Genomic DNA, 16,123 nt, shown 5'->3' with positions numbered 1-16,123 from the left:
TGGTTGCATGACCCTTACCATCGCGAGCGTTAACGTCAACGGAATCCGCGCTGCGTGTAAGCAGCGCAATGAAAATAATCCCGGCATGAATGCCTGGTTAGAGGCGACTTCGGCCGATATCGTGCTCATGCAAGAGGTGCGCGCTACCCCGCAGCAGGCCGAAAAAGCCTTGGCCCCGGCCCTGGAGGCGGGCTGGCATTTGGCTCTTGCCGACGCCGCCGCAAAGGGCCGCGCCGGCGTGGGCATCTTGTCTCGCACCCCGCTTGCCGACGTCGAAGTGGGCTTCGGCTCCTTTAGCGACGCCGGCCGCTGGATTGCCGCTACCACCCGCGATATTCGCGTCGCTTCTCTGTACCTGCCTTCCGGTGATACGGGTTCGCCGAAATTGGATGAAAAGTACCGCTTTTTGGACGAGTTCCAAGACATTCTGGCGGATAACTCAGCGCGCACGAACCCCGATGGCAGCCCGGCCGAGATGGTGATAGGCGGCGATTGGAATATCTGCCACCGCGCCCAGGACCTGAAGAATAATAGGGCCAATGAAAAGAAGGCCGGACACCTGCCCGAAGAGCGCGCCTTCATGGACCACGTCTTTGGTGCGTTCCCGGATGATGAGCCGCAGGAAAAGAAGAACCTGGGACAGTGGCAGGGCGTCGTCGACTACGCCGGCGGCGAGCCGTGGGCCCCGGCTGCGCAGCCACAGTGGTTCGACGTGGCCCGCCGCCTCCACCCAGACGAAGACGGTCCCTATACCTGGTGGACCTACCGCGGCCAGGCCTTTAATAACAACGCCGGGTGGCGCATCGATTATCAGGCGGCTACCCGCCCGATGCTGGAGCGCGCGCAGCGCACTTGGGTGGAAAAGGCCCCCACCGTAGAGCAGCGCTGGTCCGACCATTCCCCACTGCTGGTGGAGTACAGCTGATGACGCCATTATTTAGCGTCCTTTACGTAGTCGGCATTACGGCCGAGTCTATGACCGCGGCATTATCCGCTGGACGCCAAAAGCTTGACCTTTTTGGTGTCACCATGATCGCCTCCATGACGGCGCTAGGCGGCGGCACGGTGCGCGATATGATTCTTGATGATCCTCCATTTACCTGGGTAGAGCACCCCATTTATTTGGTGATTGTCATCGTGGCAGCAGTGGTGACGGTGGGCATGTCCTTCCTTATGCACTACTTCCGGCATCTCTTCCTCATCTTGGATGCCCTAGGGCTCGCGGTCTTTTCGGTGCTGGGTACCCAAATCGCAGTCCACCTGGGCCATGGGTTCATTATTGCCTCGGTGTCTGCGGTGATTTCCGGCGTCTTTGGTGGCGTGCTGCGTGACCTGCTTTCAGACCGCATTCCGCTGGTCTTTTCCGGCGAGTATTATGCCGCCATCTCGCTGCTGGCCGCGGCGCTATTTATGGCGCTCTACCACGGTGGTCTGGCTGAGGAACCGACCGCGATCATCACTGCCTCTGTGTGTTTCATTGCTCGTTTGGCTGCGATTTACTTCAAGAAGGGCTTGCCCGTCTTTGAATATCGTGATGCCGAACAGCAGATGGACCCGCGTTTGCGGTTGTCCGCGCGCATCGTGCGCGATGGCGCTCGCAAAGCTAAGCGCAAGGCGGGTGCGGCCACGCGCTATGCCAGCCCCATCACGCGCCCGTTGACTAGGCCTTTAAGCCGCCCGTTTAAGAACAAGACACGAGCTTTTTCTACTGCGGCAGAGGGGGCGGACTACGGCGATATTTCGAGCAACCGCATCGCGCGTCGGCCGAAGCAACAATCGATTACCCGGCCGAGTGGCCGGCACTCGCCAGGGGCGAGGGGAGTAAACGTGGAGCAGCAGTGGAGCTTCAATAAGGGGGACGTCGGCAAGCGCAAGGCGCCTAAACACAAGCAGTAGTGCTACTATAGGTAGGTCAAAAAATTCAGTAATCTGCAACGGAGAAAGTTCATGGCTCGCGCAATTATTTCTTTCGTCCTCGGCGCTGTAATCCTCGGCCTGAGCATCTGGTGGTGGACCATTGTTGGACCATCCTTCGCTTTCCTCGGCCCCATCGTGCTCATGGGCGTAGGTGGCGCGCTGATGGTTTCCGGTTGGGCCATCCTGATGGACGTGGTCAGCCCCACCTCCCGCAAGATTTAAAATCTTTGCGTCGCATTCCCTCTGCCCTGTGGGCGGGGGGGAATTTTTCGATCCGGTGGGGGAAGGATGTGGACCGCGCGCCGGAGCTAGGGGGTAGGATAAAGCACCATGACTGCAGACAATTCCACCGTTTCCCGCGTCCTGTCCGGTATCCAACCCACCGCTGATTCCTATCACCTGGGTAATTACCTGGGAGCGCTGAAGCAGTGGATTGACCTGCAGGACGGCTATGATGCCTTCTACTTCATCCCTGACCTGCACGCGATAACCGTAGAGCAAAATCCGGAGGAGCTGCGCAACCGCACCATCGCGGGTGCCGCCCAGCTTATTGCCCTAGGCATTGACCCGGACAAGTCCACGCTCTTTGTCCAGTCGCACGTGCCTGCGCACACGGAGTTGACCTGGGTCTTTCAGTGCCTGACCGGTTTTGGTGAGGCCTCCCGCATGACCCAGTTCAAGGACAAATCCGCCAAGCAGGGATCGGACCGCACCTCGGTAGGCCTATTTACCTACCCGATCCTCATGGCCGCAGATATTCTGCTGTACTCGCCGGATTATGTGCCCGTGGGCGAAGACCAGCGCCAACATCTGGAGTTGACCCGCAACCTGGCCGAGCGCTTCAACAATAAGTACGGCGATATCTTCAAGGTGCCCGAGCCGTTTATCCCAGAGGGCGCGGCCAAGATTTATGACCTGCAGGAGCCGACCTCCAAGATGTCTAAGTCCGGTGCCAACCCCAAGGGCTTGGTCAATCTCTTGGATGCGCCGAAGACCTCAGCCAAGCGCATTAAGTCCGCCGTAACGGATGACTTGGGCTCGGTAGCCTTTGACCGCGAAAATCAGCCGGGTGTGTCTAACCTATTGGTCATCCAGTCCGCGCTGACCGGTGAATCCATCGATTCCCTGGTGGAGAAGTACGCCGGCCAAGGCTATGGCCACCTTAAGGTCGATACCGCAGATGCGCTGCAGGAATTTACCACTCCGCTCAAGGCACGCTACGACGAGCTGATGGCGGATCGCGGCGAGCTCGAGCGCATCCTGGCCAAGGGCGCAGAAACGGCGCAAGAAATTGCCCAGCCGCTTGTCGACGACGTCTATGAAAAGGTCGGCTTCCTTCCTCGCCTGCGCAAGTAGCAAGGGGGCTGCTTCCCCCGTGCTCCACCCCACAAAGGGACAACAGGACATTTGCCAGTTACTCTAGGTGGGATAAATACTGTGCGAGCAAGAAGGGAAGCACGTGCCTACCACCACGCGATCCTCCTCGAAGAAGACGGACCACTACGGCATCGAACGCGCCAATGCCGACGATCCCGGTGCGGTAGATAAGATCCGCGCCAAGTCCGGATTCGTTGATCATCTGATGCGCATGAACGAGCGCTATGGTGCAGAAGGCGGAAACCAATTTGCCGCCGGCATCACCTATTACTCGGTGCTGTCTATCTTCCCGCTCGCGATGCTGATCGTGGCTACCGTCGCCGCCGTCTTGGCTAATCGCGAGGACTTGCTCAATGACTTGCAGTCCCAGATCACCAGCTCGCTAGATGGCGATATGGGCGATACGGTCAACGAGATTCTCGATACGGCCATTGAGCAGCGCGGGGCCATGTTTGGTATCGGTGGTTTGACCACCCTGTGGTCCGGACTGGGCTGGATGAATAACCTGCGCATCGGCATCTCGGCTATGTGGGGCATCGACGCCAACGAAGGCGGTTCCTTCCTGAAGAAGAAGCTTTCTGACTTGGTAGGTCTCATCGGCCTGATCCTGGCGTTCCTCATCGCCTTTGGCGTGACTGCCGCCGGTTCCTCTGGTCTTACCCAGAAGATTTTTGAGAAGGTCGGCATCGAGTCCTTCCCGGGCATGGATTTTGTGATTTTCTTTGTCGGCTTGGCAGTGGGCCTATTGGCTAACTTCATCGTCATGTGGTGGATGATTATGATCCTGCCGCGCACCAAGGTGCCGAAGAAATCTGGCCTCATCGGTGCGGCCATCGGTGCGGTGGCTTTCGAGCTGCTCAAGCAACTGTCTACGGTCATCATGTCTTCTGCTACCGGCAGCCCCGCCGGTGCGGTCTTCGGTCCGGTCATCGTGCTCATGGTGGTCATGTACCTGATTTGGCGCGTGGTGCTGTATATCTCCGCGTGGACCGCCACCACCGCCGAGTCCCTGAAGTTTGCGCACCCGCCTGTCCCAGAGCCAGCCGTAATTCGCGTGCGCAATGAGGTCAAGGAGGGCGCACCGGCAGGCGCGACCTTCGGCATTGGTGCTGCTTTGGGTGCTGCGGCCGTGGGTGCGTTTAGCTTGCTGCGCCGCAAGTAAATCTCCTCCTAAGGGGTGAGGACGCCGCTGCTATTCGGCTTTAAGATAGAACATTATGAACGCCAATGACATCGCACCGAATCTTTATGAAGAATGGGGACTAGACCGCCGCGATGGCGAGCGGGAACTCTTAGTTTTACTGGAGTCCAAGGATTTGTCGCTAGAGCAGCAAGGTCAAGACATCGAGGACCCGCGGCGTGCGCAGCTGCGCATCGCCGCCAGCGTCTTGGGCTCTGCTGCGAAGCGCGCGGAATACGATAAGGCGTGTGAGGCGGGTCTGCGCCCCACGTGGGGTGACTTGGGACAGCTGGGCGCGATAGGCCAGTGGAGCCCGCGGCCGCAGCAGCCGCAGCAGTCGCAGCAGGCTCAGTTCTTTCAGTCTGGTCAGGCGGCAGGACCGGGGTACCAAGCGCACCAAGAACCACGATTTGCGCAGACTGCTAGCCCTTACGGGTCGCCGTATTCACGCAACCCCTTTGCCCCGCAGCACAATCCATTCCCGCCGGCAACGGCGAACGCGGGCGTCCCCGCACCGCTGCTACAACACCCAGCGCCTGAAATCAGTCAGCGCGCCGGTCAAGATGCGCGCATCGGAATGGCCATTTTGGACCTATTCTTTTTCTCACTCATCAGCGGTAGCTTCGGCGGCGCGCTGCTTTCTGGTGGTGTGGATGAACTCTCGACGTTTATCGGTGGTGCCATCATCTTGCTGCTCTACGTTTTGGGCACTGAGTGTTGGCTCGGCGCCAGCCCGGCCAAGCTGCTGATGGGCTACACAGTGCGCGATGTCGATACCAAAGAGCGGCTTAGCCTCACCCAGTCCGCAAAGCGTCAGTGGTGGCGCCTAGTCAATGTTGTGCCGGGACCTGGTACCTTCGCCAGCTGGGTGGGTGCCGGCGTGCACACCTTCACCATTACGGAGAAAAATAACCGCCGCGGCTCCCACGATGAGTGGGCTAACGCCGAAGTAGTGAAAAAGCACCCACGCAAATAGCCAGCAAAGCTACAGCGCCAGCGATGACCCAGCCAAGCCACCCCTGCACCCCAGCTAAAGAGGAGCTCGCAGATTGTGCCTGGGTATCGGGCGCAGGTGTGGGTGCGGGGGAGGCAGGGGAGTCGGCGTCGGAAAGCAGCTGGCCTACGCCATCCCCAGGGGAAACCTTATAGGCCTCGTACAAAAGCTTTTGGGCCTGTTCCCAGGCACGCGGGCCGTGCTCCACGGTGGTATCGAGCAGGACCGCCTGCAAGCGCCGACCATGGCGATCGAGCGCACCGACGAAGGTATGGTGCGCGTCATCGGTAAAACCCGTCTTGCCACCAATGCCGTCCGGATCGTTGAGGAAAAGCCCGTTATCGTTTCCTAATTGGTAGCCATCAAAGTCGCCCCAGCCGGGAAAATCTACGGACTCCGTATCGACAATGCGTGCAAAGGTCGGGTTATGGAAGGCCGCGCGGTAAATGAGGGAAATATCCTTGGCCGAGGTAGACATCCCCGGGGCGTCGAGCCCGGAGTAGCTGGCCGCGAAGGTGGAATTCGTGCCAATCTCGGCCGCCTTATCATTGACCTTGCGCAAAGTGACCTCGTCGCCACCCAATTCCTGTGCCAGCGCGTGCGCGGCATCGTTGCCGGAGGCCATAAGCAAGCCCTCAAGGAGCTGCTCCACCGTGTATTTGCCACCGGGGCCGATGCCGACCGCAGAGCCGTCAATCTGTGCAGATTCTTCGTGTACCTCGACCTTCTTGTGCAGATCTAGTTCGTCGATGACCACGAGCGCCAGCAGCGCCTTAATGATAGAGGCCGGCCGGTAGCGGCCGTTAGGGTCCTTCATCGCGATAATCTCGCCGGTATCGATATCGGAGACCATCCATGCTGCGGCCACTACATCCTTGTCCACATGGAACCCCGCAGGCAGGGTAGTGCCACAGGCCTCATCGCTATCCACCGGCGGCAGCGGGGTGGGAGCGGCTTGCCCGGGGGCGAGCCGCTCCGAGGTGGTAGTGGCCTTTTCCGGCCGCTCGGCGTGAGGGCACCTATCGGTATCCGGGGCAGTGGTTCGCGTGGTGGTAGGAGTAGTCGGCGCTTCCGCCAGCGCGAGCGGTGGGCCGCTCAGCAAGACGGCGGTGAGAGAACTAGCGAGAATTCTTTTCATGACATGACACATCATAGGCCCGTGCCTACGATGGGACGCATGCATGACGCGCCTTTAATTAGCCCAGAAAATAAGGACTCCGCTGCCGACGTGGTGGCCAAGCTTCCTAAGGTCTCCCTCTTTGAGACCATCAGTTCCACGGCCGCCACGCCGGAGGAGCTGACCGCGACAATCCGCGAGCGTTACGAAGCCTTGGCCGCTGATGGCGTGGTCTATGCGGAACTACACTTGGATCCAGCAGAGATCGGCCTGGACGCTGCCGCGGTTGCCGAAGCCGCCGTCGCTGCTGGGGTCCCTAACCTTGATTCCCGCATCGTCCTCGCTGGTTCGGCCCCAGAGGAAGCAGTGCCTGATGATGCCCCCGTGGTGGGTTATAGCCTGCCACAAAACCAGGCGAGTGCGGCCGCAGATTTCCGCGCGGCTTACCTGCCTACCCAGATCCTGGTGGGAGAGGACTTCGCAGAAGTAGAGCGCGCCGCTCAGTCCGGCGTGAACCGCCTGATCCACCCGGTGAATATGATCGATGACTTCACTGCGAATATCGAAGGCATCGTGCCCGGTAAGGCCTCTGGCTACATTCGCGACCGCCACATTCCACTCGTCTTTACCCCACTGGAGGAGGCCGAGGAGCTGACTGACCACCCACTGCCTCTGCTGCAACAGCTAGGCTTTACCTGCGCCGTGTCCTCCGGACAGTCCACGCTCACCGAGCAATTCCTCGCCTTGAGCGAGACTTTTGGCTACGGGCTGGAAGAATTTTTCGATCTCACCGTCAAAGCAGTGGAGAATTCCTTCGCTGACCAGGAATTACGGCAGCATCTGCTAGAAACGGTTATCCTGCCAGCATACGAGGAATTATCTGATCCGGAGCTTGCTGGCCCGGACACGGAGGAATCCCTCGCTGATGCGGCAGACGCCGCTGAAGAAATTACTGACTAAAGGAGAACTACATGCCTTCCGTACTTTTTGTTGTTACCGCTGCTGAAGAGTGGACTCTCGCCGATGGGACCAAGCGTCCCACCGGCTACTGGGCCGAGGAGCTTATTGCCCCGCACCGCGTCTTCCAAGGCGCAGGCTGGGATATCCACTTCGCCACCCCGGGTGCGAAGGCTCCGGTCGTAGACGAGTACAGCCTGGAGGTACTGCCAGACAACGTGCGTGAGGCACAGGAGAACTACCTGGCAGAGTTGGGCGTAGCGCTGGAAAACCCGATGAACCTGGCCGATGTCAATGAGGAAGACTATGACCTCATCTTCTACCCAGGCGGCCATGGCCCGATGGAGGATCTGGCCTATGACCAGGATTCCGCTAAGCTCCTGCAGGCGCGCATGGATTCTGGTCGCGCCCTCGGCTTGGTCTGCCATGCCCCGGCTGCGCTCTTGGCAGTGGATAACGAGAATTGGCCGTTCAAGGGCTACAAGATGACCGCCTTTAGCAATGCCGAAGAAGGCGAGGAGATGGTGGCCGCAGCTAAGTGGGCGCTGGAGACCCGCCTGCGTGAGCTCGGTGCGGACTACCAGGAAACTGACCCGATGTCCCCTAATGTCATCGTGGACCGCAACCTCTACACTGGCCAGAACCCGGCATCTTCCGAGCCGCTGGCACAGCGCATCTTGCGCGACTTCTAAATGCGCATGCCGCGATTTCTCAAGGCCGGGGCAGCCCTAACCGGGGTTGCCGCGGCCGCTGGGGCGGTGGCATATGCACTAAGTCGGCGGCCGTACCTGCGCGAGGTAGCACCAGGGTTGCGCAGCCCGGTTTTATATCTGCCGATGCACGTGCTTCCCGACGCCACCTTTGCCCGCGCCAGCCGCTTCTTCGCCACCATCGACTTTTCTCGGCCGATCCGACATGCGGTGGACATTACGGAGCTTTCCGCCTCCTTCGATGGCCACGCTTTTAGCGCCCGCGTACTTACCCCACGCAGTGCTTCCGCAGGAGCAGCCGCATCAGGACCGCGCCCCGTGGTGGTGTGGACGCACGGCGGCGGCCATCTCATCGGTGGTCCGGCCATGTATGACCCGCAAAATGCTCGTATGGCGGCCGAGCTGGGCGCGATCGTGGTAGCCCCGCGCTACCACAAATCCACCCAGGAGCCCTTTCCCGCGGATCACAATGAATGCTATGCCGCGCTGCGTTGGGTACAAGAACACGGCGATACCTTGGGCGGAGATACCTCGCGCATCGCCGTCGCCGGTGATAGCGCAGGCGGTGGCCTCGCCGCGGGCCTAGTCCAGCGTGCCTTCGACGAGGGCCACCCGGTCCGCGCGCTCGGATTGGTCTATCCCATGCTCGATCACCGCACCACGGATAAGTCCGGCGCGGTGGGCCAGTTCATCTGGACGGCCGGCTCGAACCGCGGCGCGTGGTCCATGTACCTGGGAAACGATCACCTGGATGTTGACCTGCCGCGCTATGCTTCGCCGGCCACGCGAGCCGATCTCTCCGGCCTGCCGCCGACCTGGATCGGAGTCGGTGGCATTGATCTTTTCCGCGATGAATCCGTCGCTTTTGCTCGAGTCCTCGACGCAGCCGGCGTGGAAACCACCCTCGATGTATGGGCCGGTGCCTACCACGGGTTTGACCAGATTAAACCCAAGGCCCCGCAATCGCGTGAGCTTATCGACGCCCTCATTGACCACCTCCGCCGCCACCTTTAAAGTCACACTCAGGGAGGTCAAGCGGTGAACTACAACACGCACGTATCGTGGGTCGTATTCTTCGTCAGCGCTATTGTGCTCGGCCTGATACTGGGCGGGGTCTTTGGACTAGGGACCCTGGCCCGGTCCATTGTCGGGCTCGGCTTGTTTATCGTATGGCTGCTTTTCGATAAATACATGCGCGACCGGAGCCGACGCCAAGAAAAAGAAGAACGGGGCCACTAAACGCAGAAAGCCGCCCCGCTCCTCCCACCTGTTGTGTGGTAGAGAAGAAGTGAGGCGGCACAGACCGTGCGGGTTTAGAACTTGGAGAAGCGCTTGATGAGCATGTCTTCCAAGCCCTTCCACGACTCGGCGTGCTCGTTATACGGCTTAGAGGGGACATAGCCGGCGTGCTCGGTAGAGCCGAGCATGTAGCCCAAGTAGTCCTGCAGGCGGGGGTTGGCCAGCATATAGGAGTTAATGGAATCGTCGCCCGCCCAGTCGGCGGCATCGGCGCATACTTCGTAGCAACGCGCCATCTGATCGGAATCGACAGCCTCTGGGCCCTTTTCAATATCGCGCACAATGCCATTGAAAGAGTACTGGTTATCCGGGTGGACCTGTACCTCCAATTCGCCGGCGTTGGCAGCGGAGACAACCTCTTCCCAAGTGGATACGCGGGCTAGGTCGTGGTCATCGTTGTCCATGATCCAGCGCACCAAGGTCTTCGGAGAATCGAAGGTGAAGATTTCGCCCCACTTGCCCAAGAAGATGGGTTTGCCGTCCAGGTAGGTGCGCAGGGTGTAGACGGACTTGGATTGCGCGGTGATCTTGATGGGATCGATGCCGGCGGCGGCCCACGGGGAGTTGTCGTACGGGTCGGCTGCCTCGGCGGCGGCCTTGCGCTTTTCTTCGGCTTCCTTAGCCGCTGCTGCGGAGGCGGCGGCAGCAGAAGAGATGCGCTCCTTGGCATCGGAAACCTTGGCCGCGTCAAAGTCATCGGTGGAGACCACGCGAACGTGCTGATCCAGATCCTCGATGACTCCCTTCCAATTGCCGGCGATGACGTGGCCCACGCCGGACCACTCGCTCATGCCCTGCTCGCCGGAGTAGTGGTCGGCGCCGCGGGAGACATTGCGCAGAATGGAGTGGGAAGCGAAGAAGATGGTGGTGTGTTCTGCACCGGCGACGTCAGCAAGCGCGGAGGCAATCTCCAGGTTGCGGGCCACGGTGGACACGTTCTGGTGGCTCGGGCGACCAGCTAGCGCCACCGGCATGCCGATGAGGTCATACTCATCGCGCTCGGCTGGGGTAACGCGGTCCGCATCACGGCCGGCAAACTGGTCCCACAGCGGATGGTCCAGCAAATCGTGCTTGGTGCCAGACTCCACGAAGCACAGCAGCTCGGCCGGCGAGTTAAAGGCTAGGACATCCTCATCATCGCCCAGAAAGGCCTGCCATTCGGAGCCACTTTGGCGCCACTTGGGTGCCCAGAGGGTATAAAAATCGCCCTCGGTCAGCGAGAGCTTTACAGGTACAATTGCGCGGGTGCTCATGGCGTTTTAGTCTACCCAACGCCTCAAGTACCGCGCGAGAGCGCATCGGCCTTAGGCCGTGGGGCGCCAAAATCCTTTGAATTGCATGCCCATATTTGTAGTGCGCAGCGGGTTGGTTTGCACCGGATCTCCAGCCTCTACTATTTCGCCATTGCCGGAATACATTGCTACGTGCCCATCCCAGACCACCAGGTCACCGGGCTGCAATTGATCCGCGCTGACCTGCTGACCGATGGCTTGCTGGTCCGCAGTGCGCGGTAACTCCACCCCGGCCTGGGAGTAGGCCCATTGGGTAAGCCCCGAACAATCAAAGCCGCCGTTTCCAGTACCTCCCCATACATAGGGCTGGCCCACTTGGCTCTTCGCGGCGGCGACGGCAGCCTGACCGGCGGCAGAACCACCTTCGGCCGCGGACTCTGGTGTGGGCGAGGGAGAGTGCGCTTCGTGTGCCGTGGCGTCGGCTCCAGCGCCTGCCGCAGGTTGTTCCGGAAGGGTAATGGGATGTGGGGAGCTGGTGGGGTGCGCGGGGGCGTCGGCAAGCGCGGAGTGTACCGGCCGCTGCGCCACCGGTTGTAAAGATTGAGCGGCAGCGCTGAGATCACCCATCAGGCGTTGCACGCGAGCAGTAGCCATGCCCAGGTGCTGGGAGACAAGCGCGCGCAGCTTGGCCATGGCGGCGGCACGCGTGGACGGATCCAGCGAAAGAAGACCCAGCGCGGTGGGAAGTCCCTGGCGCAGCAATTGTGTCGCGATGCCCACCAGATCCCGGATGGTGCCTGTCACTAAGGTGCGGGCTTGGCCGAGCGCAGCCGAGATGGTTTCCTTATCGAGGTCGATGTTTTTGGCTGACTCGAGTAAAGGAGCGGGATTGCCGTGGGCGATGGCTGCCAAAGGCGCGGCGGCGGAAAGGTCCGGCACGCGGGGAAGCTCTACCTCCGGAAGCTGCGCCGGTTGCATAGTGGCGATCTGCTTGAGCGCGCTATCGAGCATCTACATCGCCGCCCCAAGATGCTGGCCTAGCGCGGCATCGGTATCTTCTGCCTCGCGCGACATCTGGAAACCGGAGTGGGCTACCTGCCCCATATCGTTGCGTAGCACGCTCATGCGCGCGCCCACATTATCGAGCGCGGCATGCACGGCCTCATTAAAAGCAGTGAAAGCGGAATCTTCAGGCAAAACGGGATGGGGCGGATTCTCCCCTTGGGACTGGGCATGCAGGTCGCGGGCAAGGTGGCGGGCATAGTCGGTATCGATCGTGAAAGGTCTCATGCCCTATTGGACTGCCCAATGGCCCATTTGGTTCCCAAAAAGTTTAAAGTGGTGGTCATGGACATCCACGTAGTAGACCACCCGCTAGCCGCCGCCCGCCTGACACTCATGCGCGATGCGCGCAGCGATAACTCCGCTTTCCGCGCCGCCCTGAAAGACTTGGGCGCCATGCTCGTGTACGAGGCATCCCGCGATCTTGCCGTGGAGAACTTCGACTGCGCCACCCCGGTTTCTACCGCACAAGGCACCCGCCTGCAGGACCCGCCCATTATCGTGCCGATCATCCGCGCCGGGCTGGGCATGGTGGATCCGGCCCTGTCCATGATTCCGGATGCACAGGTCGGCTTTATCGGCATGGCCCGCAATGAAGAGACACACGAACCGGTGCCGTACTTGGAAGCACTGCCGGAAGATCTCACCGGCCGCACTGTGTTTGTGGTGGATCCGATGCTGGCTACCGGTGGTTCTCTGCTGCACGCATTGCGCCTACTTGCTGACCGCGGCGCCACCGATATCACCGCCATTTGCATGGTCTCGGCACAGCCAGGCGTGGATGCACTGGCCGAATCCGGCCTGCCGGTACGTTTGGTTACCGCCGCCATCGATCCTTCCCTGAATGAAGATGCTTATATCGTGCCGGGATTGGGTGATGCTGGCGACCGCCTCTACGGCCCGCGCAATATCGACCTTTAAGGTAGTGTTCTCCCTGGAAAGGCGACCGCACTTTCCAGGGGGAGTATATGAGTTTCATTCATTTAATGTGGTCGAGTTATGGCCACGGATTTTCACAGCAATTGCGGCGCGTGCGGAAACGTAGGGGGATTTCGCAACAGGCGCTCGCGGAGATTTCTGGGGTCTCCCGCAGCCAAATTTCCAATTTGGAGCGCAATGAAAATGGCGTGCATGCCATGGCCGACCCGCAGCTTTCTACGGTATATAAGCTGGCCCTAGCCCTAGAGATCCCGCCGGCGGTATTGCTGCCAGCCGGCGGAGACGTGGTGGAAGGGCACTTAGCTGATTCCGCGGTGGCGGCCGCCGAGGATGTCGCGCCCTTCCCACAAGGCTATGTGGATCAGCGTCGGTTTGCCGCTACGTGGAATGGAGCTCTGACCTAGCGCACCCCGTATCACCACCTGAGTTACTGAACCGCATGGTCTAGTTGTAGACTTTGCACCCAGACGTATTTCAACGACAGGGAAGGCACGCGGATGATCTCGGAATTCATCAACGAGTGGTTCAATGCCCACCGTGCGGAGGTCATCGCGTGGCGGCGCCATATCCACCGCCACCCGGAAACCGCGAACCAAGAGGTAGAAACCACCAACTTTCTCGCCTCAATCCTGCAGGACTACGGTCTGGTGCCCCAGCGTTTCCCACAGACCGGCCTCATGGTAGACATTGGCCCCGATACGGAATTAGGCCGATTAGCTTTCCGCGCGGATATTGATGCCCTGCCAGTCACCGAGGTCACCGGCCTGGAATATACCTCTGAGGTGCCCGGCAAGATGCATGCTTGCGGCCACGATGTACACACCACCGTGGCGCTCGGCTTGGCCTGCGCGTTGGCGGATTTTCAGCGTGTCCACGACCTGCCGCTGGGTATTCGAGTCATCTTCCAACCCGCCGAAGAAGTATGGGTCGGCGGTGCGACCGACGTTATTGAATGGGGCGCGTTGGAAGGCGTGCATTCCATTTTTGCCATCCACGCCGAGCCCAAGCTGCGCGTGGGCCGAATTGGCATTCGCGCCGGGGCGATAACCTCCGCTACTGACGTAGTGGAGCTCAATATCAAGGGTCCGGGCGGGCATACCTCCCGTCCGCACCTGTCCGCCGACGTCGTCTATGCCCTGGGCAAGGTCATCACCGAACTGCCCGCGCTGCTCTCGCGCCGCGTTGACCCGCGCACCGGCACCGTTTTGGTCTTTGGCCAGGTCAACTCGGGGTATGCACCCAATGCCATTCCAGAGACCGGCAGCCTGACTGGCACCATGCGCACGGCCGATATTGGCATCTGGCGCGATATGCAAAGCCTCTTTACCGAACTGGTGGATCAAATCCTCGCGCCGGTAGGCGTAGAACATGAGCTGACCTATAACCGCGGCGTACCACCGGTGCTTAACGACGACGTCGCAACCGCCCTGCTTGCCTCCGCCGCCCAATCCATCGATCCGCAGGCCGTGGTCCAGGCCCCGCAGTCCTCCGGTGGCGAAGACTTTTCTTGGTACTTGGAAAAGGTCCCCGGTTCCATGGCGCGGCTGGGTTGCTGGTCCGGCGAAGGCGAACAGCATGACCTGCACATGGGCGATCTCATCGTGGACGAGCGAGCCATCGGCGTGGGCATCAAACTCTTCGGCGCCGTGGTTGAGCAGTTCATAGGGGAGAATGCGGAGACAGACTAACGCGCTTTAAGGTCCCACACGTTAGACTCGTAAGCGACTTTTAAAGTGGAGCCGATAAAGGAGCAAGTGCGTGTTGAACCAGACCAAGCGAATCGTCATCATCGGCGGCGGCCCAGCCGGCTATGAGGCCGCGTTGGCAGGTGCTAAATATGGTGCAGAAATCACCATTATTGAAGACCAGGGCATGGGCGGCAACAGCGTTATCTTGGACTGTGTTCCTTCCAAGTCCTTCATCGCTGGTGCCAATATCAAGACCGACCTGCGCCGTGCCGAGGATATGGAACTTAACCAGGGCATTGGTCAGGCCCATCTTTCCTTGACCGCACTGAATAAGCGCGTGCAGGATCTGGCAAGCAAGCAGTCCTCCGATATCCGCGCCACTGTGGAGTCCCTGGGCGCACGCGTTATCGATGGCCGCGGCTATTTCCCAGAGGATCAGGAAGCCGATGCCTTCGGCGGCCATAAGGTCACTGCCGTATTCAATGAGGATGGCCACGAGGAAACCATTAACGCAGATCTCGTCTTGGTAGCTACCGGCGCCACCCCGCGCGTGCTACCTGGTGCGCAGCCGGATGGCGAACGCATCCTTACCTGGCAGCAGGTTTATAACCTCACCGAGCTGCCGGAGCACCTCATCGTCGTCGGTTCCGGCGTCACCGGTGCCGAGTTCGTCTCCGCCTTTGCGGAGCTGGGCGTTAAGGTCACCATGGTTGCCTCCCGCGACCGCATTTTGCCGCATGACGACGCCGACGCGGCCGACGTCCTCGAGACCGTGCTTAGCGAGCGCGGCGTTGAGCTGGAAAAGAATTGCCGCGTGGAAACCGTCAATCGCACCGAGGACGGCAATGTGCTGGTGACCACTCAAGACGGCCGCGAAATTACCGGTTCCCATGTCATCATGTCTATTGGCTCCATCCCGAATACCAAAGACTTGAAGCTGGAGAACGTTGGCGTGGAAACCGCCAAGTCTGGCCACATTCAGGTTGACCGCGTCTCCCGCACTAATATCGCGGGCATCTACGCCGCTGGCGATTGCTCTGACCTCTTCCCGTTGGCTTCCGTTGCTGCAATGCAGGGCCGCGTAGCCATGTATCACGCCCTCGGTGAGGGCGTTTCTCCGCTGCGTCTAAAGACCGTGGCTAACGCCGTCTTTACCCGCCCAGAGATTGCCGCTGTAGGCTTCACCCAGGCAGAAATCGAGGCCGGTGAGGTAGCCGCCCGCACCATCACCATGCCGCTGAATACCAACCCGCGCGCCAAGATGCGCTCGCTCCAGCACGGCTTTGTCAAGCTCTTCTGCCGCGCGACCTCCGGCCGCGTTATCGGTGGCGTCATCGTTGCACCGACCGCCTCCGAGCTCATTCTGCCCATCGCCATGGCCGTGACCAACCAGCTCACCGTAAATCAGCTGGCCGATTCCTTCGCCGTTTACCCGTCTCTGTCCGGCACCATTACCGAGGCCGCGCGACGCCTCGTGGCTCACGACGATCTGGAGTAAAGTTTCTTTCGGTTCCTTTCTTTTGCGCCCGCCTTGGTAACCAGCCTAGGGCGGGCGCTTTTGCATGCGTTGCTAGAGGGTTAAGGGTCAAAATGTGTGTCTGGCTCGGCGTGTCGCGGGGGTTAGATTTGGCCTTTTTGAATGCCGATTGAG

At 60.3% G+C, this 16,123-nt stretch carries 17 protein-coding genes; 13 read left to right on the top strand and 4 right to left on the bottom strand.

What is annotated here, in order from left to right:
* Window positions 1–7: 7 nt before the first annotated feature.
* From QP904_RS03400 to QP904_RS03375, 6 genes are all read left to right on the top strand, one after another.
* The gene (locus tag QP904_RS03400) at window positions 8–925 is read left to right on the top strand and encodes an exodeoxyribonuclease III (RefSeq protein ID WP_284835543.1); all 918 of its coding nucleotides are present in this window, start codon (window positions 8–10) and stop codon (window positions 923–925) included.
* Window positions 925–1,896 (top strand): trimeric intracellular cation channel family protein, encoded by a 972-nt coding sequence (locus tag QP904_RS03395; RefSeq protein WP_284835542.1) that lies wholly within the window; start codon window positions 925–927, stop codon window positions 1,894–1,896. Before QP904_RS03400 ends, QP904_RS03395 begins: the two co-directional genes overlap by 1 nt.
* A gap of 51 nt (window positions 1,897–1,947) precedes the next feature.
* Window positions 1,948–2,139, top strand: coding sequence for a hypothetical protein (locus QP904_RS03390; RefSeq protein WP_023020662.1), 192 nt, complete (start codon window positions 1,948–1,950; stop codon window positions 2,137–2,139).
* 108 nt (window positions 2,140–2,247) lie between these two features.
* Window positions 2,248–3,273 carry a tryptophan--tRNA ligase gene (gene trpS / locus QP904_RS03385; protein ID WP_284835541.1) on the top strand — a complete coding sequence of 342 codons (1,026 nt, stop codon included), beginning with the start codon at window positions 2,248–2,250 and terminating at the stop codon, window positions 3,271–3,273.
* A 103-nt stretch (window positions 3,274–3,376) separates the two neighbouring features.
* Window positions 3,377–4,456, top strand: coding sequence for a YhjD/YihY/BrkB family envelope integrity protein (locus QP904_RS03380; RefSeq protein ID WP_284835540.1), 1,080 nt, complete (start codon window positions 3,377–3,379; stop codon window positions 4,454–4,456).
* A 55-nt stretch (window positions 4,457–4,511) separates the two neighbouring features.
* Complete coding sequence (locus tag QP904_RS03375; RefSeq protein ID WP_284835539.1) at window positions 4,512–5,450, top strand: RDD family protein; 939 nt, start codon at window positions 4,512–4,514, stop codon at window positions 5,448–5,450.
* Here QP904_RS03375 and QP904_RS03370 read toward each other — a convergent pair.
* On the bottom strand, window positions 5,413–6,606 hold the full coding sequence (locus tag QP904_RS03370; protein ID WP_284835538.1) for a D-alanyl-D-alanine carboxypeptidase family protein: 1,194 nt from the start codon (window positions 6,604–6,606) through the stop codon (window positions 5,413–5,415). The two genes, QP904_RS03375 and QP904_RS03370, sit on opposite strands and share 38 nt — an antisense overlap.
* 30 nt (window positions 6,607–6,636) lie before the next feature.
* On the opposite strand from QP904_RS03370, the gene QP904_RS03365 reads away from it, so the two are divergent.
* The 3 genes from QP904_RS03365 to QP904_RS03355 are packed head-to-tail and all read left to right on the top strand — an operon-like array spanning window position 6,637 to window position 9,266.
* A complete protein-coding gene (locus QP904_RS03365) occupies window positions 6,637–7,545 on the top strand; it encodes an amidohydrolase family protein (RefSeq protein ID WP_396130029.1) in 909 nt (302 codons plus the stop codon).
* An 11-nt stretch (window positions 7,546–7,556) separates the two neighbouring features.
* On the top strand, window positions 7,557–8,234 hold the full coding sequence (locus QP904_RS03360) for a type 1 glutamine amidotransferase domain-containing protein (RefSeq protein ID WP_023020668.1): 678 nt from the start codon (window positions 7,557–7,559) through the stop codon (window positions 8,232–8,234).
* A 6-nt stretch (window positions 8,235–8,240) separates the two neighbouring features.
* Window positions 8,241–9,266, top strand: coding sequence for an alpha/beta hydrolase (locus QP904_RS03355; protein ID WP_284835536.1), 1,026 nt, complete (start codon window positions 8,241–8,243; stop codon window positions 9,264–9,266).
* Between the two features lie 299 nt (window positions 9,267–9,565).
* On the opposite strand, the gene QP904_RS03350 is transcribed toward QP904_RS03355, so the two are convergent.
* The 3 genes from QP904_RS03350 to QP904_RS03340 are packed head-to-tail and all read right to left on the bottom strand — an operon-like array spanning window position 9,566 to window position 12,073.
* Window positions 9,566–10,804, bottom strand: coding sequence for a SatS C-terminal domain-containing protein (locus tag QP904_RS03350; protein WP_049383643.1), 1,239 nt, complete (start codon window positions 10,802–10,804; stop codon window positions 9,566–9,568).
* 51 nt (window positions 10,805–10,855) lie between these two features.
* On the bottom strand, window positions 10,856–11,794 hold the full coding sequence (locus tag QP904_RS03345; protein WP_284835535.1) for a C40 family peptidase: 939 nt from the start codon (window positions 11,792–11,794) through the stop codon (window positions 10,856–10,858).
* Window positions 11,795–12,073, bottom strand: coding sequence for a hypothetical protein (locus QP904_RS03340; protein ID WP_049383645.1), 279 nt, complete (start codon window positions 12,071–12,073; stop codon window positions 11,795–11,797).
* Between the two features lie 57 nt (window positions 12,074–12,130).
* On the opposite strand from QP904_RS03340, the gene upp reads away from it, so the two are divergent.
* The 4 genes from upp to QP904_RS03320 all read left to right on the top strand — a co-directional run bounded on the left by upp (window position 12,131) and on the right by QP904_RS03320 (window position 15,970).
* Window positions 12,131–12,766 carry a uracil phosphoribosyltransferase gene (upp, locus tag QP904_RS03335; protein WP_034656252.1) on the top strand — a complete coding sequence of 212 codons (636 nt, stop codon included), beginning with the start codon at window positions 12,131–12,133 and terminating at the stop codon, window positions 12,764–12,766.
* A gap of 47 nt (window positions 12,767–12,813) precedes the next feature.
* Window positions 12,814–13,188 carry a type II toxin-antitoxin system RelB family anti-toxin gene (relB, locus tag QP904_RS03330; RefSeq protein WP_200288196.1) on the top strand — a complete coding sequence of 125 codons (375 nt, stop codon included), beginning with the start codon at window positions 12,814–12,816 and terminating at the stop codon, window positions 13,186–13,188.
* 93 nt (window positions 13,189–13,281) lie between these two features.
* Entirely contained in the window at window positions 13,282–14,472 is a 1,191-nt protein-coding gene (locus QP904_RS03325; RefSeq protein WP_023020676.1) for a M20 family metallopeptidase, read from the top strand.
* Between the two features lie 70 nt (window positions 14,473–14,542).
* Window positions 14,543–15,970: an NAD(P)H-quinone dehydrogenase gene (locus tag QP904_RS03320; protein WP_023020677.1), complete on the top strand. Its 1,428-nt coding sequence runs from the start codon at window positions 14,543–14,545 to the stop codon at window positions 15,968–15,970.
* The last annotated feature ends 153 nt before the right edge of the window (window positions 15,971–16,123 follow it).

It is taken from the genome of Corynebacterium nasorum, from assembly GCF_030229765.1.
Classification (GTDB): domain Bacteria; phylum Actinomycetota; class Actinomycetes; order Mycobacteriales; family Mycobacteriaceae; genus Corynebacterium; species Corynebacterium kefirresidentii.
This window is presented reverse-complemented; position numbering and strand designations above follow the sequence as displayed.